Origin of the sequence: Photorhabdus sp. RM322S, from assembly GCF_042879395.1 — a bacterium.
Classification (GTDB): Bacteria; Pseudomonadota; Gammaproteobacteria; order Enterobacterales; family Enterobacteriaceae; genus Photorhabdus; species Photorhabdus khanii.
The window spans coordinates 126,444-151,523 of sequence record NZ_JBHFKW010000005.1 but is presented as its reverse complement, the minus strand read 5'-3'; the positions used below and the strand labels follow the sequence as shown (position 1 = coordinate 151,523).

26 protein-coding genes and 1 pseudogene are annotated in these 25,080 nt (G+C 40.5%); 14 read left to right on the top strand and 13 right to left on the bottom strand.

Annotated features, from left to right (window positions below; all coding sequences use genetic code 11):
• The first annotated feature begins 306 nt into the window (after positions 1–306).
• From ACGF63_RS05090 to ACGF63_RS05055, 8 genes and pseudogenes are all read left to right on the top strand, one after another.
• Positions 307–531: a DUF2594 family protein gene (locus ACGF63_RS05090; protein WP_387629201.1), complete on the top strand. Its 225-nt coding sequence runs from the start codon at positions 307–309 to the stop codon at positions 529–531.
• Positions 532–789: 258 nt separating this feature from the next.
• On the top strand, positions 790–1,218 hold the full coding sequence (locus tag ACGF63_RS05085) for a universal stress protein (RefSeq protein WP_387629198.1): 429 nt from the start codon (positions 790–792) through the stop codon (positions 1,216–1,218).
• Between the two features lie 303 nt (positions 1,219–1,521).
• Positions 1,522–1,959, top strand: coding sequence for a universal stress protein (locus tag ACGF63_RS05080; RefSeq protein WP_387629195.1), 438 nt, complete (start codon positions 1,522–1,524; stop codon positions 1,957–1,959).
• A gap of 364 nt (positions 1,960–2,323) precedes the next feature.
• A complete protein-coding gene (aqpZ, locus tag ACGF63_RS05075; RefSeq protein WP_132356318.1) occupies positions 2,324–3,019 on the top strand; it encodes an aquaporin Z in 696 nt (231 codons plus the stop codon).
• Positions 3,020–3,286: 267 nt separating this feature from the next.
• Positions 3,287–4,294, top strand: coding sequence for an endonuclease (locus tag ACGF63_RS05070; protein WP_387629192.1), 1,008 nt, complete (start codon positions 3,287–3,289; stop codon positions 4,292–4,294).
• A gap of 131 nt (positions 4,295–4,425) precedes the next feature.
• Entirely contained in the window at positions 4,426–4,701 is a 276-nt protein-coding gene (locus tag ACGF63_RS05065) for a DUF1778 domain-containing protein (RefSeq protein WP_387629190.1), read from the top strand.
• A 140-nt stretch (positions 4,702–4,841) separates the two neighbouring features.
• On the top strand, positions 4,842–5,192 hold the full coding sequence (locus ACGF63_RS05060) for a GNAT family N-acetyltransferase (protein ID WP_387629187.1): 351 nt from the start codon (positions 4,842–4,844) through the stop codon (positions 5,190–5,192).
• A 132-nt stretch (positions 5,193–5,324) separates the two neighbouring features.
• Positions 5,325–5,426: pseudogene (locus ACGF63_RS05055) on the top strand (transposase); the annotation flags it as partial.
• A gap of 168 nt (positions 5,427–5,594) precedes the next feature.
• On the opposite strand, the gene ACGF63_RS05050 reads toward ACGF63_RS05055, so the two are convergent.
• The 6 genes from ACGF63_RS05050 to ACGF63_RS05025 form a co-directional block, all read right to left on the bottom strand.
• Positions 5,595–6,332: a class I SAM-dependent DNA methyltransferase gene (locus ACGF63_RS05050; RefSeq protein ID WP_387629185.1), complete on the bottom strand. Its 738-nt coding sequence runs from the start codon at positions 6,330–6,332 to the stop codon at positions 5,595–5,597.
• Between the two features lie 443 nt (positions 6,333–6,775).
• Complete coding sequence (locus tag ACGF63_RS05045) at positions 6,776–7,612, bottom strand: siderophore-interacting protein (RefSeq protein ID WP_387629182.1); 837 nt, start codon at positions 7,610–7,612, stop codon at positions 6,776–6,778.
• Positions 7,613–7,750: 138 nt separating this feature from the next.
• Positions 7,751–8,800, bottom strand: coding sequence for a histidine kinase (locus ACGF63_RS05040; protein WP_387629179.1), 1,050 nt, complete (start codon positions 8,798–8,800; stop codon positions 7,751–7,753).
• Between the two features lie 247 nt (positions 8,801–9,047).
• Positions 9,048–9,206: a DUF2474 domain-containing protein gene (locus tag ACGF63_RS05035; protein ID WP_071992984.1), complete on the bottom strand. Its 159-nt coding sequence runs from the start codon at positions 9,204–9,206 to the stop codon at positions 9,048–9,050.
• On the bottom strand, positions 9,187–10,194 hold the full coding sequence (cydB, locus tag ACGF63_RS05030) for a cytochrome d ubiquinol oxidase subunit II (RefSeq protein ID WP_036847681.1): 1,008 nt from the start codon (positions 10,192–10,194) through the stop codon (positions 9,187–9,189). Before cydB ends, ACGF63_RS05035 begins: the two co-directional genes overlap by 20 nt.
• Complete coding sequence (locus ACGF63_RS05025) at positions 10,184–11,521, bottom strand: cytochrome ubiquinol oxidase subunit I (protein ID WP_152962185.1); 1,338 nt, start codon at positions 11,519–11,521, stop codon at positions 10,184–10,186. The genes cydB and ACGF63_RS05025 overlap by 11 nt, the downstream gene beginning before the upstream one ends.
• A 131-nt stretch (positions 11,522–11,652) precedes the next feature.
• Here ACGF63_RS05025 and ACGF63_RS05020 point away from each other — a divergent pair, with 131 nt between their 5' ends.
• The 3 genes from ACGF63_RS05020 (at position 11,653) to vapC (ending at position 13,876) form a co-directional block, all read left to right on the top strand.
• The gene (locus tag ACGF63_RS05020; RefSeq protein WP_387629176.1) at positions 11,653–13,065 is read left to right on the top strand and encodes a PLP-dependent aminotransferase family protein; all 1,413 of its coding nucleotides are present in this window, start codon (positions 11,653–11,655) and stop codon (positions 13,063–13,065) included.
• A 179-nt stretch (positions 13,066–13,244) separates the two neighbouring features.
• Complete coding sequence (gene vapB, locus ACGF63_RS05015; protein WP_166288135.1) at positions 13,245–13,475, top strand: type II toxin-antitoxin system VapB family antitoxin; 231 nt, start codon at positions 13,245–13,247, stop codon at positions 13,473–13,475.
• Positions 13,475–13,876 (top strand): tRNA(fMet)-specific endonuclease VapC, encoded by a 402-nt coding sequence (gene vapC, locus ACGF63_RS05010; RefSeq protein ID WP_036847669.1) that lies wholly within the window; start codon positions 13,475–13,477, stop codon positions 13,874–13,876. Before vapB ends, vapC begins: the two co-directional genes overlap by 1 nt.
• Before the next feature lie 139 nt (positions 13,877–14,015).
• Here the strand turns inward: vapC and ACGF63_RS05005 are convergent, their stop codons facing one another.
• Both ACGF63_RS05005 and ACGF63_RS05000 read right to left on the bottom strand, forming a co-directional pair.
• Complete coding sequence (locus tag ACGF63_RS05005; protein ID WP_239002302.1) at positions 14,016–14,831, bottom strand: hypothetical protein; 816 nt, start codon at positions 14,829–14,831, stop codon at positions 14,016–14,018.
• Between the two features lie 552 nt (positions 14,832–15,383).
• Positions 15,384–16,190, bottom strand: coding sequence for a hypothetical protein (locus ACGF63_RS05000; RefSeq protein ID WP_036847665.1), 807 nt, complete (start codon positions 16,188–16,190; stop codon positions 15,384–15,386).
• 598 nt (positions 16,191–16,788) lie between these two features.
• Between ACGF63_RS05000 and ACGF63_RS04995 the strand changes: the two genes are divergently transcribed.
• A complete protein-coding gene (locus tag ACGF63_RS04995; protein ID WP_157890153.1) occupies positions 16,789–16,986 on the top strand; it encodes a hypothetical protein in 198 nt (65 codons plus the stop codon).
• A gap of 179 nt (positions 16,987–17,165) precedes the next feature.
• Here ACGF63_RS04995 and ychF read toward each other — a convergent pair whose 3' ends face one another.
• Positions 17,166–18,257, bottom strand: coding sequence for a redox-regulated ATPase YchF (gene ychF, locus ACGF63_RS04990; protein ID WP_036847661.1), 1,092 nt, complete (start codon positions 18,255–18,257; stop codon positions 17,166–17,168).
• 134 nt (positions 18,258–18,391) lie between these two features.
• The gene (pth, locus tag ACGF63_RS04985; RefSeq protein ID WP_387629169.1) at positions 18,392–18,982 is read right to left on the bottom strand and encodes an aminoacyl-tRNA hydrolase; all 591 of its coding nucleotides are present in this window, start codon (positions 18,980–18,982) and stop codon (positions 18,392–18,394) included.
• Between the two features lie 365 nt (positions 18,983–19,347).
• Here pth and ACGF63_RS04980 point away from each other — a divergent pair, with 365 nt between their 5' ends.
• Positions 19,348–21,036 (top strand): phage tail protein, encoded by a 1,689-nt coding sequence (locus tag ACGF63_RS04980; RefSeq protein ID WP_387629166.1) that lies wholly within the window; start codon positions 19,348–19,350, stop codon positions 21,034–21,036.
• 978 nt (positions 21,037–22,014) lie between these two features.
• On the top strand, positions 22,015–22,290 hold the full coding sequence (gene ychH / locus ACGF63_RS04975; protein WP_036847646.1) for a stress-induced protein YchH: 276 nt from the start codon (positions 22,015–22,017) through the stop codon (positions 22,288–22,290).
• Between the two features lie 123 nt (positions 22,291–22,413).
• Here the strand turns inward: ychH and prs are convergent, their stop codons facing one another.
• The 3 genes from prs to lolB all read right to left on the bottom strand — a co-directional run bounded on the left by prs (position 22,414) and on the right by lolB (position 24,925).
• Positions 22,414–23,361 (bottom strand): ribose-phosphate diphosphokinase, encoded by a 948-nt coding sequence (gene prs / locus ACGF63_RS04970; RefSeq protein WP_036847644.1) that lies wholly within the window; start codon positions 23,359–23,361, stop codon positions 22,414–22,416.
• A gap of 74 nt (positions 23,362–23,435) precedes the next feature.
• Positions 23,436–24,302, bottom strand: a complete 867-nt coding sequence (gene ispE / locus ACGF63_RS04965; RefSeq protein ID WP_036847642.1) for a 4-(cytidine 5'-diphospho)-2-C-methyl-D-erythritol kinase — start codon at positions 24,300–24,302, stop codon at positions 23,436–23,438.
• Positions 24,302–24,925 carry a lipoprotein insertase outer membrane protein LolB gene (gene lolB / locus ACGF63_RS04960; RefSeq protein ID WP_081738247.1) on the bottom strand — a complete coding sequence of 208 codons (624 nt, stop codon included), beginning with the start codon at positions 24,923–24,925 and terminating at the stop codon, positions 24,302–24,304. The genes ispE and lolB overlap by 1 nt, the downstream gene beginning before the upstream one ends.
• Between the last annotated feature and the right edge of the window lie 155 nt (positions 24,926–25,080).

Here is a 25,080-nt window from a genome sequence, read left to right as displayed (position 1 = left end):
AATAGAATAGATAAATTATCCCAAAAACTCATCAGGAATGTGAATATTATACTTATATCTCTCAAAGACAAAAGAGAATTATCTTATATGGCGATATATATTATTTATTTACAACAGGAGCATCCTGAATATTCTGATTATAATAGAATTAATAACTGCATAAATAGTTATAAAATAAATAAATTTAACAATAAGTTAACATTTGTTTTTGTAGATCTATTTGTCAGGTGTATAAAAATAGGGGGCAAATTATGTGGTATAATTATTATTTTCATGACGTAATTAATACTTAAGTAGGTAACGACTATGAGTAAAATTGATTTGACTTCATCTTCCGATACCGAAGTTCTGGCAACAGAAGTGACATGTTTAAAAATGTTGTTGGCTTTGGTTCTTAAAACGATGGGGCAAGCTAATGCCGGGAAAGTTATACTGAATGTAGAGAGTGCTATTGCAGAAATGGACGATGAAAAACAGGCTAAGATATTTGAAAATACCGTTCAGCAGATAAAAGCGTTATATCGGCAGTAAAATAGGTTTCAGGGGCTGATGTTATTGCCCCTGTACATTTTCCTTTCGGCATATGTGAAAATGCTAAACGTTTATTTTTATAAGTATTAATTCTATGTGAAAGATATTGGTTATATTCTATATAGATATGAAATATAAGAATTTTTATTGCTTTTTATCATTGTTTTCGTTTGGTTAAATAACTCATAGTAATTAACAGTATATAGAGTATACTGAATGTAGTAGTCTGGTTTGGTATGTAAATATAGGAGGGTGCGTATGTACAAAACTATTTTAGTACCGGTAGATATTTCAGAAAATGAATTAACGAGTAAAGCCGTTAAGCATGCCCTGTCTTTAGCTAAAGAAACGGGTGCGAAGCTCCATATACTTCATGTATTGCCAATCTCATCGGCGATTGTTAATGCATATTCATTAGGATATGAGGAAATTAAGGATAAAGCGACAATTAAAGCAGAAGATAATTTAAGAATGCTGCTTGATACGATGGATCTTCCTGATGATAAGCTATCCTATTCCATTGCATTTGGTTCGCCAAGAGACGAAATAACAGAAACTGCTACAGAAATTAATGCTGATCTTATTGTTATTGGCTCAAGGAGGCCTAATATCACAACGCATTTATTAGGATCTAATGCAGCAGGAGTTGTCAAATACTCGAAAATATCTGTTTTGGTTATCAGGTAAGATAGCTGAAGCTTAAAGCCTATCCCAGTAGGTATCGTTGTTGAAAACGGTTCTTGTGAATAAACCGCGAATATGGACAGTGGATAATTGGATAAGCCATCGCAGGATGGCTTACCATTAGATAAAGCTGTTTTAGTAAATCTTGATCTGGCTTCATTTTCATTGAGATTGCATATGTCTGTGTAGAATTAACGAATTATACAGTAATTTGTTTGATTTAGTTAAACAACTCACAGCAAATGGTGGAATATTTCATATACTTATTGAAGTAGTTCAGTTTGGTATATAAATATAGGAGTGCATATGTACAAAACTATTTTAGTGCCGGTGGAAATCTCAGAAGATGAATTGACCGATAAAGCGATTGCACATGCAGAGTATTTGGCTAAATTGTCTGGTGCCAATATACATCTTTTTCATTCCATTCCTGATGTATCAAGATTTTCAGTTAGTTATAGTTATCATTATGACTTGATCAACTCTTTTTCCAAGAAATCTATTGCAAGGTCAGAAGAAGAACTGGCAAAAGTTGCTGAAAGAATAGACTTGCCAAAAGAGCGAGTCTCTTTCTCCGTCGCTTTTGGATCACCAAGGGACAAAGTATTGTCAACAGCAAATGAGGTTGAAGCCGATTTAATTATCATTGGTTCCAGGCGACCTAATATTTCGACTCATTTATTAGGTTCAAACGCTTCAGGAATTGTCGGGTATGCAAATATTTCAGTTTTGGTAGTCAGATGAGTTATTTATTTAGTAATGAAAAAGCTATCTTTTATATCGTACCCATTGTTTAATATATATTAAGCTATTCAATACTTATGTAATAATCCGGTGTCTATATTCTGCACCGGATTTTTATATTTTAAAAATAATGTTGAGATTATTCTGGAGATAATTGATTTTAAATGATCCATATTTTATCGAAAAGTTGATCCAGTACGGCAAATTCTGCATTGAATATTGTGCTTAAAGTGAATTTAGTATAAATATATCTAATCAATCAGCAGCTTATGCGGTTATGCTAAAAATAAGCGTGATTTTCATTTATTAGCTATAGTTAATTCCAGCAAGGTGACTCTATTCGATAACAGGGTGAGGATAAAATATGTTAAAAAAATTAACGGCTGAATTGCTTGGAACGTTCGTTCTGGTTTTTGGGGGATGCGGTAGTGCTGTATTAGCTGCTGGATTTCCTGAATTAGGTATTGGTTTTGTCGGTGTCGCTTTAGCATCTGGTTTAACCATTGTGGCGATGGTGTACGCAGTAGGGCATATTTCTGGTGGACATTTTAATCCTGCGGTGACAATTGGCCTTTGGGCGGGAGGGCGTTTTAGGGCCGCAGAAATTATTCCTTATGTTATTTCTCAAGTTATAGGCGGTATTCTTGCGGCGGCTGTGTTGTATGTTATTGCCAGTGGGCAGGCTGGTTTTGATGTGACAGCCAGTGGTTTTGCATCTAATGGTTATGGTGAGCATTCACCGGGTGGATTTTCACTTCAGTCAGCTATTGTTGCTGAAGTCGTTTTGACGGCTATTTTCCTGATTGTCATTATTGGTGTAACAGATAAACGAGCCTATGTGGGTTTTGCGCCATTAGCAATAGGTTTGGCGTTAACTTTAATTCACTTGGTCAGTATTCCTGTTACAAACACCTCAGTTAACCCTGCAAGAAGCACTGCTGTTGCTATATTCCAGAATACCTGGGCTTTAGAGCAGTTATGGCTATTCTGGGTTATGCCGATTATTGGCGGGATTGTGGGCGGTGTAATTTACAGGTTACTGCTTGCTGAAAAACAATGATTTTTACCGATGGAGTTACTTTGTTTTAAGGCCGCGCGATAGCGTGGTCTTTTTCATGCTGTTTCCAAATATATTGCCAGGATTGCAAATCGGATTTATTTGTCAGCGAGTGCTAGATCCCATTCTTCGTCATGTTAGATAGTCTTTCGTTTTAAAAGGAGTATTTAAGAAGAAATGCAAATAAACAATGTTTGTCTTATAGGTCGATTATGAGGCAACATAAAAGGGAGAGATCAAAATGATATTTTAAATAAATAGGGTATGTCATTGAAACAGAAAGTTAATTTTTGGGCGATTTATATTGGGTGTTTCAGTTTAATTGTTCCCTCATCTTCTTTTGCTGCTCCGGCTACATTTGAGCAAGCTAAAACTGAACTGCGTAACCATATCTATCATGATCAATTTAAATCAAAGACGGGAACATTGTATTGTGGCTGCCATTGGCAATGGACGGGGAAGAGTGGTGGGCGCGTCAATCTGTCTTCGTGTGGTTATCAAGTCAGGTCACAACAGAATCGGGACCGGGCTGAACGGATTGAATGGGAACATATTGTTCCTGCCTGGGTTTTTGGATATCAGCGGCAGTGTTGGCAAAAGGGAGGCAGGAAAAATTGTGTATCCTCAGATCCGGTTTTCAGGGCAATGGAATCTGATATGCATAATTTGTCTCCATCCATTGGCGAGGTTAACGGTGATCGCAGTAATTTCAGTTATGGAATGTTACCAAAGAATGAGCCGAATGATTATGGTGCTTGTACCAGTAAAGTCGATGCTAAATCTCGCACGTTCGAGCCGCGGGACGCAGTAAAAGGGCAAATTGCCCGGATCAATTTTTATATGCACGATCGTTATAATCTTTCTATGTCACGTCAGCAGCAGCAGTTATTCATAGCCTGGGATCGTCAATATCCACCAAATCAATGGGAACGGGAGAGGGATAACCGAATTGCCGGCATTATGGGGCATCATAATCCTTTTGTTACCGGTGAACGGAAATGGGAATTGTGGCATAAGAATTCAGCTATCGGTGTTTCACCAGCAGAGCAGAGAAAGGGGCAGGGAAAGAATAATCAAACAGATACCCAGAAAAAACGGGGGTCATCTGATTCGTCACATACAGGATTAATCAAAGGTAATAACAATAGCAAAATTTATCATTTCTCCCATTGTTCAGGATATAAAGCGATTTTGGAGAAGAATGCTATTTATTTTCAAACAGAAGTTGAAGCAAAAAATGCCGGCTTCCGATTGGCTGGAAACTGTAAGAGTACTTAACAAAACTGCGGAATTCTCCCTCCTAAATTTGGATAGATATCTACACAATCTTTTGTAGTTGAACTACGTTGTATAAGGCACCATATTGACGTACAATTAGAGTATTGTTTATACAATAGAGAACGTGAATCATGGGTATAGTTACAGAAAGAATCAATCTTCGTTTGCAGCATCAGGTGAAACAATCAATTGAACGTGCGGCGAGTCTTGAAGGTAAGACTGTGAGTAGTTTCATTTTGGCCTGTGCGTTGGCACAAGCTGAAAGAACTATTCACGAACATGAAGTGATGCGTTTGAATAATCAAGATTCAGAGGCATTTTTTAATGCGCTAGCTAATCCAGTCGATTTCAATGATAAATTGACCGCAGCTTTGTCAGAACATAGTCAAAGAGTCACCCATAAATGACGGATTGTCCAAAACTTATTATATCGGGGCTAAACAACCACCACGATAGAGCCAGTTTTCGTTGCGGAGTTCCCTTATTAGATGACTATATTCGAAAGCAAGCGAGGCAAGATGTTACACGTAGGATCAGCCGAGTATTTGTGGCAGCAGATGTCACTGAACCAAATAAAATCGTAGGTTATTACACGCTTTCAGCCTTGTCGATTGAGTTCAGTGAGCTGCCGCCGTATCTCTCTAAGAAACTGCCTCAACAACTTGTTCCCGGTGCATTATTGGGTAGATTAGCTGTTAACCAGACTACACAGCGGTGTGGAATTGGCCAAATGTTACTGGCTGACGCCATTAAACGTACACTAGTTATTACCGATATTGCGATTTATGCAATGGTAGTTGATGCTATTGAGGGAGCACAGGAATTCTATAAACAATATGGATTTTTACCACTTACTACAGGAAAAAACAGGTTGTTCCTTCCACTAAAGCCCATTTGAAAAAGAAAGCTATTTAGTTAACTTGAGACTATGAAAACGGTTATTAACCATATAAGTGGTTTTATTTCTTCCAAATGAAAGGTTAAAACCACCGGCTTTAGCTGCAATACTGTGTTGTACTGGAGGTGCAATATGGATTACAGATATGGCAGCCACACGGTATTTCAGATTGAATAGCATTTTGTGTGGGTAACGAAATACAGATATAAAGTGCTGACAGGAGACGTCGCGAGCTGAGTGCGTGAGTTAGAATGTCAGACATGCGAATCTTTTGAAATCAGGATACTATCTGGAAAAAACAAACCCCATTATTTTGAATGAAGTTTATCAGCGGTCTGAAATCCCTCGATTTTCATCGAGGGGTTTGTGTAGGAAAGACAGCGGATCTCGGGGATTATCTTGTTAAAACTGACAAATAAGAGCTGTATCAAGGCAATTTCGTTGATAATCATCCCAAAAACCTAGGGGATAATCCTCAATATCGCTTTTTGACAGCATTGGTTCTTGCCATCTAAATTGTTTGAACCCCGCTTTTTGGATCGCTGCTTGATACTGTTCACGACTCCAATGATACATAGTGAAAGGGCTGGGTGGTGTGGTAATAAATTCAGCTCTCACGAGCGTTGTGTCTTTCACGGGCTCTTTACTCAGAATTTTTATACAATAATTTTCATAATTCAATTTTTCTAATTGACAATCAGGTTCAACGGTATATGCAATGAGTTTACCGGAAGGCTTGAGATGAGCGGCAATAACACGGAACATAGTTTCAAGGTCTTCAATAGATTCTGCATGGCAGAATAACCAGGCTGCATTGACTATGTCAAATTTGCCAAATGACTCCATCTTGCAGACATTTCTTACGTGAAATTCGATATCGTCACCGTATTGTTGTGATTTGCTTTTCGCAATTGCTATCATGTTATCTGATATATCGACGCCAATGACTTTTGACGCACCACGATCTTTGTATTCTCGACTAAAAAGACCATATCCACAGGCTAAATCTAACACTGATTTCCCGTGTATATCTCCTGCCAGATCGAAGATAGTTCTGATTTCTACTTTGATATGTGCAGCAGCATCTGAAAAGCTCTCGTAAAGATGTGCAATAGGATCATATAAAGTGTTATCTTTCATGTTTTTTATCCTTAGCTAAAGGTCAAAGTACTTTATTTATCGAAGAGATATTATTTAGTATGAATTTAATAATTACTGAAGGTCTTTCTCTTATTATATATTAATGCTTTAGTGATGAATTAGATATGATTTTTTATATCGGTTAATTTTTGGATAAATATGAGAGGTAAATATAAAACATCTATAATATGTTTTGTGGAGCTATTACTCTTGTAATAATTATGCCGTGTCATTAGGTGTTGAAATGAGCGATAATTTATGAAGTAGCCCGGTGGTACGACTCATCCCATTTCAAAAAGGTATACCGCTTCCTCCAGAGAATACAGCAGCCAAAACCCAAAAGTGGAAAGCAGGTATACCTATTGATCACACCGTCAAGATTCCTGAAAAAATCTCCCGGCGTGATCTTTTGCCTATTATGACTGGCTGAAATTATGCACTAATCATAGCGCAAAGCTATCCATCACTTCATGGCGCAGCTCGTGATAACCTTCCTCATTAAAGCCATGTCTCCAGTAAGGGATAGCATACAGCTGGTGGCGTTCATAACCTTTTTCACGGCGAACATAGCGACGAAGCGCTTTTACCATTTTATCTTCACCGGCAAGCCAGAAAGTGACATCTTCTGTTGGTAATGACCAGGATTTGAACATGGATACCATCTTGTCGGTTACTTCAACACCGCCGGTAATCCAGTGGATTGTTATTCCCGCTGGTTTTTTCAACTCCTGAATATCTTGTTCACTTTCAATACGGATAATCACCTGCCCGGCAGCGTCCGGTTTCATTGTTTCCAATAGCGCCGCAATTGCCGGCAGGGAACTTGGGTCGCCGGCCATATAATAGTTGCTGACTTTTGGCAGTAGTGGATCAGGGCCTCCGGGGTTAGTGATGCCGATCCAGTCACCGATTTTGGCTCTGTGAGCAAACTCCACCGCCGGACCGCCATGGTCATGCAGTGCGAACTCAATATCGATCTCTTTTTGTTCGGCACGGAGAGCCCGAACAGTGTAAGCACGGGTAACCGGGCGCAGTTCTTTTGCCGGCCATATTGGGCCTTCTGGGGATAGAGTGGGTAAGATCGGTTTGGTCTGTCCCGGAAGAGGTAAAAATATTTTTACCAGCCCGCCTTCGCATTCAGTGGGATAAGTGTTCAGGTTTTCACTTTCGAAAGTAATGCTGCGCATATTGGGTGTTACGTCGAAAATTTTTTTTACCTGAACAAGCCTCGGTGGTGCAGGGCGGTAAATATTTTTCTCTTCAATTGTTTTATTCGCCACGTAAAATTCCTCTGGAAAATTTATCGAAGGTAATGATCTGATAAAGCAAAATGCAGTGTAACAGCAATTAACACAAATGCTAATCATTATCATTCAATAAATTGCACTGATGCCAGTAATTTGATTTATTTGTCTTTTTCAATCCAGTGATAATTGAATTTCTATTTCTGTACCACCATTTTTACGGTTTTTTATCTGTAATTGTCCACCGATAAGAGTGACTCTGTCTTGCATAATAGCCAGTCCAAATCTGTTTTTATCAATTGCATTTAGATCGATGCCTCGGCCATTGTCACTGACAACAGCAATGATTTTGTCATCAATAGGATAAATACGGATACTGATCCAGTTTGCATTGGAATGCTTGTAGCAATTGTTTAAACACTCCCGGATGATTTGTATTAAATGTTTACAGTAACTGTCAGGGATGTGCTGATGTGTCAGACGGTAATTGAATTCAATATTAAAGCCCTGACGATGGTTAAACTCATTAATCAACGTCTGTAAAGATTCTTGTAAATTACATTGAGGCTGCTCGTTCCTGAAGGTTGCTAATAATTCTCTTAGCTGGCGGTAAGCGATATTCAATTCATCCTTAATCATATTGAGCGAGGTTAAACTTTGCTTGGATAAGTTGTCACTACCGATATACAGGCAATTAACCTGAATCTTAAGGAAAGAGAGCGATTGGGCAATTGAATCGTGGAGTTCACGGGAAATAGCCGCCCTTTCTGCTGCCAAGATACTCTGATGGTGGCACTGGATTTGGTTTTCCCGTAACAGTTTATTCGTCATTAAGGCAACCACATTCTGAACCAGGCTTTTTTCATCGGGGGTCAGATCACTATTTCTGTGTGTTTTTATCCAGAGTGTCCCATAGTTATCAATATTATCATCCAGATTCCATCTCATAATCAGAGGCATATCGAAATAGGGGCACTGGTGGGGATTGCGGAAGAAATATTCTTGTTGCGATGGATAAAGGATGATTTTGGCTTCACAGAAAGGGATCAGGCGATTGAGATGAGAAAAAATCTCCTGTAGCTTTTCAGGAAGAAGTTTACAGTTTTGTAGTTTGAAATGGCTTTGACAGAGGAAATCCAAATGGCCATTTTTTTGTTTCAGTGCGTTAATTTCTGCTTTGTATCTTGAATGTTGCCATTCTTTGACAGGAACAGAATTATGCACTGCTTTTATCAGGAAATACACATTTGTAATGCTTAACATTATCAGCAACGGTAGAATTAAATCTTGAATAGACTGTTTGTTAATCAATAACAGTATAAAAAGTAAAAATAAATTTATAATAGAGTTGATTACAAACAACTTTTGGTTTGTGAAGATAGAGTTATTTGAACTTGTTTTCATCAGGTTAAGATTCCGTTCTGCGATACTGATGAAAACTTTAGCTCAATTTATTAAATAGTGTTAACAATTACTTTAATTTCATGCCTGCTGCTGTCATCAGAAGGCGAAATAGTGTGGAGACAGCAAAAAGAGTCATCACACTGCAAAGCCAGATTACCGCCATCCAGCCTATCCGTTTCCATACGGAAGGGCGTTGGATATTTTGATCAGTGGTAGCCTTGTTCATGGTTCACTTTCCCCCGGAAAACGTAGTAGCTCCAATAGGTATAAACCAGGATCACTGGGATGATCAGCAGGGCGCCAACCAGCATAAAACCTAAACTTTGTTGTGGTGCTGCGGCGGCTTCATAGCTGATCGCTGGTGGGATCAGGTTAGGCCAGATACTGATACCCAATCCGCTGTAGCCAAGGAAAACCAGCAACAGCGCTAACAGAAATGGTGTGTAATGGGTTTTGTGTTTGATGGAGCGCAGCAGTTTCCAGCCGGACCATACCACTAACAGCGGTACAGGGAGGAAGAACAATAAATTAGGTAAACTGAACCAACGTTCTGCAATTGCCGGATGGATTAATGGTGTCCACAAACTGATAATGGCGATGACAGCTAGCATCAGAAAAATGAGTGGGCGGGCTACACGGTACATCGCCTGTTGCAGATGGCCTTCAGTTTTCATAATCAGCCAGCCGCAGCCTAACAGGGCGTAAGCAACGATAAGCCCAAAGCCACAGAACAGCGGGAACGGTGAGAACCAGTCAAAATAGCCACCCGCATAAGCCCGGTTTTCAACAGGGAACCCCTGAATAAAGGCACCAACTACAATCCCCTGAACGAAGGTGGCAATCACAGAACCACCGATAAAGGCTTTATCCCAGATATGACGATGCTCAGGCGTGGATTTGAAACGAAACTCAAAGGCGACGCCACGAAATATCAGGCCAAATAACATTAATGTCAGGGGGATGGTCAACGCGTCAAGGATAACAGCATAAGCCAGAGGAAAAGCACCGAATAAACCCGCACCCCCAAGTACCAGCCAGGTTTCGTTACCATCCCAGACGGGGGCGACACTGTTCATCATTAAATCACGGTCGCTGTCGCTTTTAACCGTGGGATAGAGCAGCCCAATCCCAAGATCAAAACCATCCATGACAATGTACATCATGGTGCTGAACACAATGATGATGAACCAGATTAACGGCAGATCAATACCCATTTTCTAACTCCTTTTTGGGGCCTTTGCGGATAAGTTTCATCATATAGGCGTAACCCACACCAAATACCGAGCTATAAACCACGATAAACAGCAACAGGCTGATGCTCATATGGATTTCACCGTGTGCGGATACAGCGTCTTTAGTGCGTAACAGACCATAAACCACCCATGGTTGACGGCCTATTTCTGTGGTAAACCAGCCGGCAAGAATGGCGATCAGGCCGGAAGGTGCCATCAAAAATATAAAACGCAGGAAGGGTTTTGATTGGTAAAGCCGTTGATTATAACGTAACCAGAGTCCCCAGCAACCGGCAATGATCATCAGCATACCCAGGCCGACCATCACTCTGAATGACCAGAAAACCATCAGGGCATTTGGTCTGTCTTCCGGTGGAAACTCTTTAAGAGCAGGAACCTGTTTATCGATGCTGTGAGTCAAAATCAGGCTGGCGAGATATGGGATCTCCACGGCATAACGCGTCTCTTCCCGTTCCATATCAGGAATACCAAACAGGATCAGCGGAGTCGCTTCGCCGGGACGATTTTCCCAATGGCCTTCCATTGCCGCGACTTTAGCGGGTTGATGCTTGAGTGTGTTAAGACCGTGAGCATCACCAATCAACGCCTGCAAAGGCGCAATAATCAGGATCATCCACATCGACATGGAGAGCATTTTTTTCATTGCTGTCGAGTCATTGCCTTTTAATAAATGCCATGCCGCTGAAGCTGCAACAAAGAATGCTGAGGCAAGGAATGCCGCAGTACACATGTGAGCCAGACGGTATGGAAAGGAGGGATTGAATATGACTGCGAGCCAGTCGACGGGGACGACCTGATTATTGATAATTTCATGGCCTTGTGGGGTTTGCATCCAGCTGTTGGAGGCCAGTATCCAAAAGGTGGATATTAGAGTACCTAGCGCAACCATACAGGTGGCGAAAAAATGTAACTTCTCACCCACACGGTTCCAGCCAAATAGCATCACGCCAAGAAAGCCCGCTTCAAGAAAGAACGCGGTCAGCACTTCGTAAGTCAGCAAGGGGCCAGTGATCGAACCGGCAAACTCGGAGAAAAAACTCCAGTTGGTGCCGAATTGATAAGCCATAACCAGGCCGGAAACCACGCCCATGCCGAAGTTAACGGCAAAAATTTTCGACCAGAAGTGATATAACTCTTTGTAATCACTATGACGGGTTTTTAGCCATAATCCTTCCAGTACCGCTAAAAAACTCGCCAGCCCAATCGTGATTGCTGGAAAGATAATGTGAAAGGAGACAGTAAAAGCGAACTGAATTCTGGCCAGTTCCAGGGCACTTAAACCAAACATAGTGACCTCTTATTTTTAGTTTGAATAAAGGCAGGAAAAGTATGTGGGTAAGTAGAGCATGAAAAAAATAACTATAATAGTGACAATTTTCTGTATATTAACTATAACAGTTTCCACGGAGGTCTGAACTTATGACGCGTTATGAACAATTTGCCAAACAAATCCTGCAACATATTGAAGATGGTACTTGGTTGGTAGGCGATAGATTACCTTCTCTGAGAGAATCAGTGAAATTATCGGGTTTGAGTTTGATGACGGTTGTTCAGTCGTATCAGTTATTGGAAAGTCAGGGATGGATAGCTTCCCGGCCTCAGTCTGGTTATTATGTCACCAAGCGTTTACAACCATTTGCGGCGGTGAAAGGGGGAAAGCGATTACATCTGAGCGAAAGCGTGGAAATAAGCGCTTCTATTTTTGATGTATTACAAGCGTGCAAAGATCCCTCGATTATTCCTTTTGGTTCAGCATTCCCGGATCCATCCTTATTGATTCAGCCTAAACTTACCAAAGCGTTAGCGGCAGTCGCCAGGCGAATTGCGCCGCATAGCTCTTTAGCTAACTTACCACCGGGTAACGATAAGTTACGCCGTAATATATCGCGCCGCTACGCGATGCATGGTATTCATGTTTCTCCTGATGAAATTGTCATTACCGCCGGTGCGATGGAATCATTAAGTTTCAGTTTGCAGTCAGTGACTGAGCCGGGTGATTGGGTGGTCATTGAATCACCGGCTTTCTATGGTGCTTTGCAGGCAATTGAACGTTTACGCTTAAAAGCGGTGGCAATAAAAACCGATCCGCAAAACGGTATTGATTTAGATGCGTTGGAGGAGGTGCTGCAAAAATATCCGGTAAAAGCCTGCTGGTTAATGACTCACTTCCAGAATCCATTGGGCGGAACGATGTCTGCCGAAAATAAATTACGATTGGTGAATATCCTTAACAGTAACCAAATAGTACTGATTGAAGATGATGTGTATGGTGAACTCTATTTCGATCAGCAACGGCCTGTACCGGCGAAAGGGTTGGACAGTGAAAGCAACTTTATGCATTGTTCTTCGTTTTCTAAATGTCTGGCGCCCGGATTCCGGGTGGGGTGGGTCGCGGCAGGAAAGCACGCCAGAAAAATCCAGCAGTTACAAATGATGAGTACCGTTTCTGCCAGCATGCCGACACAACTGGCTATTGCCGATTATCTAGCCGAAGGGGGATACGATAAACATTTGCGCCGTCTTCGCCGTATATTGGAACAGCGTCAACACCAAATGCTACGGGCGATTGGTGACTATATGCCTGCATCAGTGAAAGTGAATCGCCCGAAAGGCGGGTATTTCCTCTGGCTGGAATTTGAGCCACTGTTCAGTGCCGAGCGGCTTTATCAACTGGCGTTGGCGGAAGGGATCAGTATTGCGCCTGGCAGTATGTTTTGTACCAGCCAACAGTTTAACCATGCCTTTCGTCTTAATGCCTCTTTTGATTGGAATGAGGAAATGGAACGTGCTATGCAGACTTTAGGCCATCTTTGCCATACTTTAATTGGCTGAATGTGGATAATAACTATAACACATTGGTCAGGGTGAAACTTAGTTCAAGCGCTACAGAGGAAGGAGCAAGCCACATATAGAGTGCTTAAATAGAAAAAATCAGGTATATCCCTTTGACATATTTCTCCTGGTGCTTATTATGGATATATAAGAAGTATATTCCTATGGAGGAGGATCTTATGGCGCAAACAACAGTATTTAAAAGTAACCGTTCTCAAGCAGTCCGACTTCCCAAAGCTGTAGCTCTACCGGAAGAAGTGAAACGGGTTGATGTGGTGGCTGTGGGGCGTACCCGTATAATCACGCCCGCTGGTGAGTCTTGGGACAGTTGGTTTGACGGTCCTGGTGTGACTGCCGATTTTATGGCAGAACGTGAGCAGCCGCCAGTGCAAGAGCGTGAGGGGCTCTGATGCTGAAATACATGCTTGATACTTGTATCTGTATCTACACTTTCAATAACCGGCCCCAGAAGGTGCGTGAAGCTTTTTTGCGCCATCATGGTCAACTGTGTATCAGTACTGTGACATTAATGGAACTGGTGAAAGGGGCGGAGAAATCAGGAAATCCAGAGGCCAATATGAAGTTAATTGAGGAGTTTGCTGCCAGGTTGGAGGTGCTGAATTTCGATAGTAAGGCTGCTGTGCACTCAGGTCAAGTCATTGCAGAGCTTGAGCGCAATGGTTTGTGCATTGGGGCTTATGACAACCAGATAGCAGGACATGCCAGAAGCCAAGGACTGATTATCGTCACCAATAATGTGCGTGAATTTGAGCGAGTTTCTGGTCTTCGCGTGGAGAACTGGACCAACTAAGGGGGTAATTACTGTATTTATTGCTTGTTTTAATAAAGTGTTTTATATCAGAGATATTCATCATGGTGTCCACGATGAATTTGCGGACACCATTTTGTCAGTTATTTCACTATATCAACTTATTCTATACAACGTGCCCTTACTTCTTTTCTTTCTTCCTGGTTGTCATATTGTTAATCCAATCTTCTAATGTTTCCTTCTGCGCTTTCTCGAATGCGGGCCGCGCGTTTCTCCATGCTTCGTAACTCAGTTGATATTCTGCTTGCGGTAGAAGGTAAGTAGATTGAAATTCGATAGTGCCTTTATTATCTTCTAAAGCGATTATTGAAAATTCAGACCAATATAAGAAGCATGATACACCTCTTGGCGATGTGGCAAGCACGTTTTGTACGAAATTAGATCGAGTCTGCTTTTTACCCGCATATGATAACGCAGCGAGAGCCAGTTGTCTCAAGGGGGTTCTCATCTGGTCTCTCTCCAGATAAGTTAAACCTTGGAAGCTTTCCAGGAAAGAGTTGATCAAAACATCCAGATTACGGCTTTTTTGGACAACATTTTGTACGCTTTTTGATATTAAGGAAAGGATCGGTACACCCGATAATTCTTTTGTAAATGCAAAGAAGTGTTCTTTATTGCCTTTGCCTTCAGGATCTAACGCATTATAACCTGAAACTGCACGACATATATTCACTATAGTTTGCAGACCTTCGGTAACGCTTACCGGATACTTATATGATGTAGCAGATTGATTTGCCAGGAGTATATAATTTTCTGTCGCTGCGGCATTAGCTGGGCTTTGTACTTTGGAATAATCTTCAAGATCGGAAATATCTGTGAAAATGTTATCTGAGCGTTGCCAATCTTTCAGCAACCTTGTTCCTCCTTTCTCAATATGTTCCATCCATTCTTGTGTTTTTTTTACTGCGTAATCAGGATTGCTTAAGATATTTTCCATGATTTTTGTCCTTTATAGGTTTATTAAACTAGATATTGAATGTTAAAATACTGTTGAAAATAAGGAACGATATTGAGTCCTATTTGCAACAATGCCTATGTAAACTTATTTTTTATCTTAAAATTTTTCGTTAATAGATTTCAAACGATTAATAAACACACTTTCCTATGAGCCAATTATATCTATAAGTGAACGTTTTTCATTATAAAATATTGATGATGGATAGTATGTAATTTAATTTATTTCTCATTGATAAATGATTGTTCATGTGGCGTTTTTATATTAGTATAAAAACGCCATTTGTAAAATTTTCTCTCTGGAAATTAATCTTATAAGATTAATTCATATTGTATAGTTGAACGATATATTTTCATATGCACTGATGGTATATCTCATTCATTATATTATTGTTATCTATTTTTATTGGAAACTAGTCATTCTATGTGATAACTATGATTAATGGTGGAAATTTATTTAAAATATTCTCGAAAGTATGTTTTTAATAATTCCGTTGATCTGGATCAATTAATCTATTTATAAAAATATTTTAATTTATGTTTTTAGTCTGGTTGTCATGCAGTCAATTAAATATTCGATTGATATTTTATTTTCTTTCTCGAATGCCGGTTTTACATTTTCCCATGATGCTTGGCTGAGATTATATTCTGCCTGTGAAAGTTTATAACTGGATGTGAATTTTATAGTACCTTTATTATTCACTCTCTTTATTGTTAACACAGATGAATACAATACAAGTGAAGCGCCATTTGGGGGTTTAGTAAGAGCGTATTGTACGAAATTAGATTGTCTTTCTTTCTCATCAGCATATGATAAAGCAGTATTAGCCAGCGCTTTTAGATAGATTTTGATTGTAATTTTATCCTGAGGAGAGAGTCCTTTAAAGGCTTGGACAAAAGAATCTATTAGGATATCGGTATTATGGCTTTGTTGAATCACAATACTTGAGTCTGCCCACAATAAAGAGAGAAATGGAATATTTGCTATTTCTTTTGTGAATGCAATGAACTTTTTCGCATTGCCATTACCTTCTGGCTTTAAAGGGTCATAACCTGAAGCTATCCGACATAAGTTGATGATAGTTTGCAAACCCTCAGTGACGCTTACTGGGTATTTATATGATGTAGCAGATTTCTTTGCAAATATTGAATATTCATTTGTTACTGCTACACTGGCTGGGCTTTGCACGTTAGAAAGATTTTCAGGTGCCGGGGAATGAGAAAAAATGTTATCGGGGTATTCCTGTGTTTTCAGGTATCTTAGTTTTCCTTGTTTAATATACTCCAGCCACTCTTGAGCCTTTTTAAATTCATAGTCAGAGCTGGTGAATATATTCTTCATGATTATTTTCCTTATAAGTTTATTTAATTAACTATTGAATATTTACTTTTAATCCAGGTTAATTCTGTCTTCAGGAAATATAATTTATTTTAGATCAATAAGATATGGTTTTATTTTGTATGATAAATATTTTTTCTGAAAACTGGTAATATCTATGTCAATTGATAGAAATTGCGTCTATTATATTTCCATAATAGTTTAAAAATACAGTATGTAAAGCTTGTTATCATGAAATTTGTTTTTTAGAGTATTTTATAAAAATAACTCTTTATTATACAACTGGATATGTATTTATATCTGCTAATAATTTATTTTATTATCAATTATATATTGATTTGTTTTTTATTTATATTGATTTTAAATGAATAATTACGAGTGAAGATTGTTGTTGATTATATTATCGTCTTGGTTAAAATGTTTTTTGTCGTTTGGTTTATCTTGTTTTATTGTTATTAGAGATGAAAGGTAGGATAGCGATAATAACGAAATTTAAGAACTTATATTAATCAAGGAAAAGTCGGAGATAAATAAAAAACGATTTCGATTTTGCCGGAAATTTGAAGCGCCTTCTGAAATAACAGAAGGCTTTAAATTAAATTTGGATAAGTTCAACAGTGATGGATTTCAGGCAGACTTTCCAGTTAGTAAGCAAAATTTGCATTCAATTAATTGTGATAAGGGGATTAAGGCACTTATTCATCAGCATCGTCCGATTGCGTTGCTGGAAGGGATGGTTTGTTACACCGACGCCGTCAAGCTACAATTGAGTTGCTGGCTACGGTTGATTGGTTACTGACACGCGAAAACTGCCCGCCAACACTGATGTCCGTGAAAGAGGGATTACACTATTGGCCTGCCGGTGAAAGGTGGGCTAATCGAAGATTGAAAATAAAAATCCACGCAACTGCGTGGATTTTAAGTGTTTTTCTGATCCTCATGAAATATCGTGAGATGTCATGAGACAGAAAAAAATATTTAGACATTAAACAAGAAGTTCATCACATCGCCATCTTTAACGATATAATCCTTACCTTCTGAACGCATTTTACCGGCTTCTTTTGCGCCTTGTTCGCCTTTATAAGTGATGAAATCTTCAAAAGCGATAGTTTGCGCACGGATAAAACCTTTTTCGAAATCAGTGTGGATCTTACCGGCAGCCTGCGGTGCGGTTGCGCCTACAGGGATTGTCCATGCCCGGACTTCTTTCACACCGGCGGTGAAGTAAGTTTGCAGATTCAATAACTGATAACCAGCACGGATAACGCGGTTTAAACCGGGTTCTTCCAGACCAAGTTCAGCCATAAACTCTTCGCGTTCGTCATCTTCCAGCTCTGCGATATCGGATTCTACCGCAGCACAAACAGGGACGACCACCGATCCCTCTTGTTCTGCGATTGCACGAACAATATCCAGATGAGGATTATTTTCAAAACCCTCTTCGTTGACATTAGCAATGTACATCGTGGGTTTCAGCGTCAGGAAACTCAAGTAGCGGATAGCGGCTTTCTCTTCGGCACTGAGATCCAATGCCCGCAGCATACCGGCTTGTTCCAGATGCGGTAGGCATTTTTCCAGCGCTTCCAGTTCAGCTTTGGCATCTTTATCGCCACCTTTGGCTTTTTTCTGGACGCGATGAATGGCTCGCTCACAAGTATCCAGATCGGAAAGTGCCAGTTCTGTATTGATGATCTCAATATCCGCGGCAGGGTCAACCTGACCGGAAACGTGAATGATATTGTCGTTGACGAAGCAACGCACAACATGGCCGATAGCTTCTGTTTCACGAATATTAGTCAGAAACTGGTTGCCCAGACCTTCACCTTTTGATGCGCCTTTCACCAGACCAGCAATATCGACGAATTCCATTGTGGTAGGCAGGATACGTTGAGGTTTTACAATTTGCGCCAATTGCTCAAGCCGTGGATCGGGCATAGGTACTACACCGGTATTTGGTTCAATGGTGCAGAACGGGAAGTTTGCTGCTTCGATACCTGCTTTGGTCAGCGCATTGAATAATGTTGATTTTCCGACGTTAGGCAAGCCAACGATACCGCATTTGAATCCCATAAATTTTCACCTTAAATTACTTATAAATCAAAAGGCTGGGGTAGCCTTTATGATGTCAGAAAAAATTGGCGCCATTATACACGGAATGGCGAGCTATCACGATCCCGCAAATAGGATTTATCTATTCTGTGTCGTCAGGCACTGGCTTTGAAGCTGTGCAATCGGTTGATCGCTTTATCCATATCTTGTTTCATCAGAATATCAGTGCAGCGCAGAGCTTCATCAATCGCGTCATCAATCAGCTTTTGTTCACTGGCTGGTGGTTTTCCCAGCACAAAGCCAATAACTTTATTTTTATCGCCTGGATGACCGATACCAATACGTAAGCGATAGAAGTTAGGATTATTGCCAAATTTGTTTTGAATATCTTTCAAACCATTATGGCCGCCATGACTTCCGCCCAGCTTCATTTTTGCCACTCCCGGCGGTAAATCGAGTTCATCATGGGCCACCAGAATTTCATCTGGTTGGATACGGTAAAAGGAGGTGATGGCTGCAACAGATTTACCACTGAGATTCATAAATGTCGTTGGGACTAACAGACGAATATCATGACCGCACATATTAATCCGGGCAGTGTAACCGAAAAATTTACTCTCTTCTTTCAGTGATTGATTGTGGCTCCGAGCGAGTAGATCAACATACCAGGCTCCGGCATTGTGTCTGGTTTGGGCATATTCAGCACCGGGATTAGCCAGACCGACGATTAATTTTATGTTACTCACTATTTTTCTTCACTTTTGGCAGTAAAACAAAAAGAAGAATAGTTTACCTGTCGGGGGCTACAAGTACAAAATTCAGTTTGAAAGCTTGGAAATATTGTTACGAAAATTTTCGAGAGGAAATTGGAAGGAGAAAAGTCATTTACAGATATTAAGCACAAATAGTTTTGATATCTGTTTGGTTTGAAAATATTAAATTTTTTATTATTGCCAGTGGTACAAAAATAGTTAACTACCTAAGTCATAAGAAAGTTTTATTATTGTTTTTTCGAGATAGACTATAATTGAAATAAATTATGTAGAACGATTTTTACGATAATCCAACATGTTGATTATGAAATGATGTTTTTTTAATTTTAGGAGGATGTATGAGTCAAAAAAATGATTTTAAAGCTTTTTCTATTAGTAATAATGCTAATGTGGTGAGTCAGGAAAGATATGAAGAAAGTAAGGATTTGCTGACTGGATTTCCACCAGAAAATATTACTACTCATTTACTAAACAAGGTATTACGTCAGTCATCGACAATAGCATCTGTTGTAGCCAATTTTATCGCAACATATTCCGGCAATGATGTTCTGGATGATGGGGATATAGCTAAACTTATTGTTCAATTAAATAGAGCATTAGAACAAAAAATTGCAATAGAAGTACCTAGTGCTTCATTAACACAAAAAGGTGTTACTCAGCTCACAGATAAAATAGGTAATAGTCATACTCTCGCGGTAACGCAGAAGCTTGTTTCTGATGTAAATGATAACGCTAATAACCGATTGGCAAAAAATCAAAATGGCGCAGATATTCCTGATAAAAACGCGTTTGTGAAAAACCTCGGCTTATCGGAAACGGTAGCGTTAGCAAAAAATGCGGTATCGGCCAATGGTGGAAATTATCCACAGTATTTTAGGTTTAAACAGGTTGAAACACTGCCCACTGAACGTAATGCGACTATGTTAGTTTCTTTGCAGGGTGCTAAACCGACAAGTGAAATAGTCGCGTTTACGCTTTACAATTGGTATGACAATTATATTAAAACCGGTATTGTGCGTGGCAGTAGCGTCGATACTTACGGATATACGATAGATATTAATGGTAAACGAGTTTTTTCTGTTTCTCCTGCGGGTCAGATTGAAGCCGCGTCAGCGAATATAAAGGGGAATGCCGGAGTTTTTAATATAACTCATGACACGGGTAAACATGCATATTGTCAGTTTATTGAAGGGGCAAAAAGAACGGCTTATGTTGGATTTCCAGGTGACGGGTCATCGGATTTTGATATTTGTAACGAAAAAAAATCTAGCAAATTAACAATCGGTGGTGAGTTGGCTGCATATATTAATAATAATCGGGTCTTTTCTGTTTCTCCTGCGGGTCGAATTGAAGCCGCATCGGCAAATTTAAAGGGGGGTGCGGGTATTTTTAACATAATATACGATACAGGCGGACATGCATATTTGCAGTTTTATGAGGGGGCAACAAGAACGGCATTCGTTGGATTTCCGATTGGCGGGTCATCGGATTTTGATATTTGCAATGAAAAAAAATATGGCAGGCTGACAGTTGGCGAGAAGTTGAGATATAACGGTAACCCTATTGCCGTTTTTAATGATAATTGTATCGCCGATACTAACGGTAATCTTAGAGTATCCAGCCCCGTAGTGAGTATTTATCCAGACGGAACTTATAAGCTAACTCGCGAAGCGGAAGGGATGATTGTTAAGCGGATAGAGACCGGGAAATATCGCATCAGCGGCTGTAACGGTTTTGCTAAAGATGGAGCATGGGGAATTCACGGTGGTACCATCGTCCCGGCAGACAGCAACGGGTTAAATCTTATTTGGGTTTATGAATCGGTAGACACATCCAACGGCGATATAACCATCGAATGTTATCATCGTCAAAATACCGATGCGCCGATATTTGCCCAAAATAAGCGCGTCAAAAGTATTAACGGTGATGGGGAAGTCATTTATTACAATGATGGTGAGTTATGCGACATCCCTGATGGACGAGTACTCAATGTTCGGGTACAACTACCGGAAAAACCACAAGAATAATGTAATCGGGGACACATGGTCCTTTGTTATACGTTGTTATCCGCACTCTCTGTCCTCATTATTTCAACAGCCTTAAAAAGCTGAGTTATTTACTGGGTTCACAGAGAGTCGGCCTTAACTGTCAGTACATCAACGTATTAATCACTCTAAATAGCTTTCCATAATACCGATACACCTATGCCTTTTGTTTTCTTTTTAAGCAATGTTGGTTCTGTAGCCTATCTCACTGATTCTACGGACTGCTTGGATGAAAAGACTGTATGTCTTAGTACACAAGGGCTGGTTGGAGATGGAGCATAATTATGAAAACTTATTTAGACAGTAAATTTAACTAATTGAGCTTTTATCTAATAGAAAACGCGGCAAAAAGTGATTTAACCAATTACCCTAATCTTGATCCCAAAAATATTGTGACTATATATGGTATACTTAGATATAAATTCTATGCTAAGACATCTATCGGTGCTTTTATTGTAGACGATAATATTACCGATAAAAATGGATATTTTAGCTTTAGAATTTATTCTAGTTACATTGGATCTTCGTATCGTTATGAACCACCCAAAATTAAATATTCATCGATTGGTATAGGTTGCCTGGGTGATCGGATACATCGTGGAATATCGATAATGTTAAACTCATAACTATATTGGACGCTGGATATTTGGGAGATACTGATTGCGTAGTTTATTATTGAATAAAAATATATAACCTAAATTGAATTTCACAACTATCATTGTTATATATCAATATTACAGCTAAAACCTGAACTTTTTTTAATGAGGTTCAGGTTATCTAAGTTATTATTTTTATCATGTTATTTCTCACCATAAATAGGGAATTGCAATTAAATCTTTGTTAGTTGTGATCGTGTCCGCAATGACCTTTTAGCAAATAGGGCTATACTCTATAGTGTAAGTAAACATAAGTTTTTGACTTTAGGTTCTTAGTGTGCACGAAGAGTGTTGGAGGTAACAAATGAAACGTCAAAGTGCCTTCATAGTCGGTAATGTATTAATGGGTATTGGTATGTTGACCATTATTAGCAGCCTGGCTTATACATTACTGCCCCATATCTTCGGTTTTGGCTGGCCTGAGTTTTTATCTGAAGCAGCGCTATTGGGAGTTTTTATTGGTGCTCTTGTTTGGTTAGCTGGTGCCGGTGTGGGAGGCCGGGAAGGTGTGGCAGATCGCTACTGGTGGTTAAGAAACTATGATGAGCGTTATCGTCGTGGTGATCATCGGTATCCATAACAAAAACAGTGTTAGTTAGAATTCTTGCTAATGGAGATATATGATTATGTCTCTGGATAAGCAAAAAACCCGTTGAAGCTTTTGACAACGGGTTTTTTCTTATAAGGCGATTATGGATGAAACTTAGTGTTCAAACATTGCAGAGATTGACTCTTCATTACTGATGCGGCGGATCGCTTCAGCTAACATACCGGATAAAGTCAGAGTGCGAACCTTGTTCAGTGCCTTGATCTCAGCAGACAATGGGATGGTGTCACAGACAATGACTTCATCAATCACCGAGTTTTTGATGTTGTCCACTGCGTTGCCGGAGAAAATCGGGTGAGTTGCATAGGCAAATACACGTTTGGCTCCACGTTCTTTCAATGCTTCAGCCGCTTTGCATAATGTACCGCCGGTATCAATCATGTCATCGACCAGTACGCAGTCGCGACCAGCAACATCACCAATGATGTGCATCACCTGAGAAACGTTAGCGCGTGGCCGGCGTTTATCAATGATAGCCATATCTGTGTCATTCAGCAGTTTAGCGATAGCGCGGGCGCGGACTACACCACCAATATCCGGGGAAACGACGATAGGGTTTTCCAATTCTTGCTGCAACATATCTTCCAGCAGAATCGGGCTGCCAAATACGTTATCAACCGGAACGTCAAAGAAACCTTGGATCTGTTCAGCATGCAGATCAACTGTCAATACGCGGTCTACGCCGACACTGGACAGGAAGTCTGCGACAACTTTTGCGGTAATCGGCACACGGGCTGAACGGACCCGGCGGTCCTGACGGGCATAACCGAAGTAAGGGATGACTGCGGTAATACGTCCGGCGGAGGCACGGCGCAGTGCATCAACCATAACGACCAATTCCATTAAGTTGTCGTTGGTCGGTGCACAAGTGGACTGGATGATGAAAATATCACCACCGCGTACATTTTCGTTAATTTGTACGCTGACTTCACCGTCGCTGAAACGACCGACAGCAGCGTCTCCAAGATTGGTGTACAGGCGGTTGGCAACACGTTGTGCTAGTTCCGGGATGGCGTTACCAGCAAAAAGCTTCATATCGGGCACGAGAAAAACCTCAGGCTTGCGTCCAGAGAGATATTGTTGACCAATGCTCAGATGAACGATATCTATTCATTGGTTCAATAACCGGGTATCCCAGAGCGGAAACTGTGCAAAGGTGAATTGTTGACGCCACGCGCAACAAAACCATGCAACCACTCAGGGGCTTGATTTAACACCTTACGGGCCGATGCTTCTGATTCGAATTCACCGAATACACATGCACCGGTCCCTGTCAGGCGTGACGGCGCGTATTCTAGCAGCCATGAAAGAAGCTGTTCAACCTTACGAAAACGTTTTCTTACAAGAGATTCGCAATCATTTGCGTACGGAGCCTGTAATAATGCGGCCAGAGAGCGAATTGGTGTATCACGTTTTAATTCCGGATCTGTGAAGACACGCAGAGTTGGGATCTCAATCCCAGGGTGAGCAACCAGATACCACTTCTCTTCCGGCTTTGCTATATGCAGGATTTCACCAATACCTTCTGCAAATGCGGCGTGGCCTTTAATAAAGACTGGCACATCAGCACCAAGGCTGACGCCGAGGGTTGCCAGTGTCTCGTCTGTGAGGCTGGTTTGCCAGTGGTCATTCAGGGCTACCAGTACGGTAGCGGCATTCGATGAACCTCCGCCTAACCCACCGCCCATAGGCAGACGCTTGTTGATACAGATATCTGCACCTTGATGAGTAATGCCGGTACCGTGTTGATGGCTGTAGGATTGCAACAGACGTGCCGCGCGAACAATTAGGTTATTATCATGCTCTACGCCTTCTACCGGCGTCAGTAAACGGATTTCATTATCCTGACGTGGGGTGATGGTAATTTCATCACCATAATCCAGAAACTGAAACAAGGTTTGTAACTGGTGATAACCATCAGCGCGGCGACCGGTGATATAGAGAAACAGGTTAAGTTTTGCGGGTGAAGGCCAGGTCAGCGTCATTATTTTGTGGTCCAGTTATCCATTTTCAGCTTAATGCGGCGATCGCCCTGAGTCAGTTCAAGACGGTCAGGAAGAGAGGGGGTTGTGGCAGTATCGTAAGATTGATAATTAACCTGCCATGTTGCGCCATGTTGTTGATAGTTTAAAGTTTTCAACAGATAGTTAGCATCCAGCTTGAAGTCTTTTGCGTCACCAGGAAGACCGGTTATCCAATGTCGCAGATTATCCAGTGGAATATCCATATCGGTGAGTTGATAAATGATCTCTTCAGGATTATCACTGAAATATTTTTTACCCTGGTTATCGGTTAATTGCGTCATACCGGGCTGAACGATCAGCTCTAATTCAGTGCTGCCCAGTGGGTTTGTCAATAATAAACGGTAGCGCTCAGGGTTATATTGTTGCCAGAAAAAGCGGGCATAAACTTTCTTTTCATTAGCCAAATAGGCAAAAGATCCACGGGTCTGGTATTGGTTCAATTGCTGTAGTTGTTGTGTGTGTGCCCGCCACTGCGGGGAATCTGCCGAACTGTATCCACCGGGTTGCGTTAATGTACAGGCGGTCAACAGCACGCAAGAGAGTGGCAGCAGACGGAATAGTGATAATTTTTGCATTGGCTTCATTGGCAATCTCTGATTAATAACATGAAAACTTTTACACCACTTAATAGTGAAGAATGGCGCATTAATCCAGTTAAATCTCAAAAAATATCCTGAATAATGATATCAGACGTGGTTGAGCGTCTTTTATTGAACGGAGGTATCAAGTAGAATGCACA

Excerpts from the sequence above, each read along its gene's own strand:
- ACGF63_RS05090 (WP_387629201.1), top strand. The coding sequence starts at position 307 with ATGAGTAAAATTGATTTGACTTCATCTTCCGATACCGAAGTTCTGGCA.
- ACGF63_RS05085 (WP_387629198.1), top strand. The coding sequence starts at position 790 with ATGTACAAAACTATTTTAGTACCGGTAGATATTTCAGAAAATGAATTA.
- ACGF63_RS05080 (WP_387629195.1), top strand. The coding sequence starts at position 1,522 with ATGTACAAAACTATTTTAGTGCCGGTGGAAATCTCAGAAGATGAATTG.
- aqpZ (WP_132356318.1), top strand. The coding sequence starts at position 2,324 with ATGTTAAAAAAATTAACGGCTGAATTGCTTGGAACGTTCGTTCTGGTT.
- ACGF63_RS05065 (WP_387629190.1), top strand. The coding sequence starts at position 4,426 with ATGGGTATAGTTACAGAAAGAATCAATCTTCGTTTGCAGCATCAGGTG.
- ACGF63_RS05050 (WP_387629185.1), bottom strand. The coding sequence starts at position 6,332 with ATGAAAGATAACACTTTATATGATCCTATTGCACATCTTTACGAGAGC.
- ACGF63_RS05035 (WP_071992984.1), bottom strand. The coding sequence starts at position 9,206 with ATGAACAAGGCTACCACTGATCAAAATATCCAACGCCCTTCCGTATGG.
- cydB (WP_036847681.1), bottom strand. The coding sequence starts at position 10,194 with ATGGGTATTGATCTGCCGTTAATCTGGTTCATCATCATTGTGTTCAGC.
- ACGF63_RS05025 (WP_152962185.1), bottom strand. The coding sequence starts at position 11,521 with ATGTTTGGTTTAAGTGCCCTGGAACTGGCCAGAATTCAGTTCGCTTTT.
- ACGF63_RS05020 (WP_387629176.1), top strand. The coding sequence starts at position 11,653 with ATGACGCGTTATGAACAATTTGCCAAACAAATCCTGCAACATATTGAA.
- vapB (WP_166288135.1), top strand. The coding sequence starts at position 13,245 with ATGGCGCAAACAACAGTATTTAAAAGTAACCGTTCTCAAGCAGTCCGA.
- vapC (WP_036847669.1), top strand. The coding sequence starts at position 13,475 with ATGCTGAAATACATGCTTGATACTTGTATCTGTATCTACACTTTCAAT.
- ACGF63_RS05005 (WP_239002302.1), bottom strand. The coding sequence starts at position 14,831 with ATGGAAAATATCTTAAGCAATCCTGATTACGCAGTAAAAAAAACACAA.
- ACGF63_RS05000 (WP_036847665.1), bottom strand. The coding sequence starts at position 16,190 with ATGAAGAATATATTCACCAGCTCTGACTATGAATTTAAAAAGGCTCAA.
- ychF (WP_036847661.1), bottom strand. The coding sequence starts at position 18,257 with ATGGGATTCAAATGCGGTATCGTTGGCTTGCCTAACGTCGGAAAATCA.
- ACGF63_RS04980 (WP_387629166.1), top strand. The coding sequence starts at position 19,348 with ATGAGTCAAAAAAATGATTTTAAAGCTTTTTCTATTAGTAATAATGCT.
- ychH (WP_036847646.1), top strand. The coding sequence starts at position 22,015 with ATGAAACGTCAAAGTGCCTTCATAGTCGGTAATGTATTAATGGGTATT.
- ispE (WP_036847642.1), bottom strand. The coding sequence starts at position 24,302 with ATGACGCTGACCTGGCCTTCACCCGCAAAACTTAACCTGTTTCTCTAT.
- lolB (WP_081738247.1), bottom strand. The coding sequence starts at position 24,925 with ATGAAGCCAATGCAAAAATTATCACTATTCCGTCTGCTGCCACTCTCT.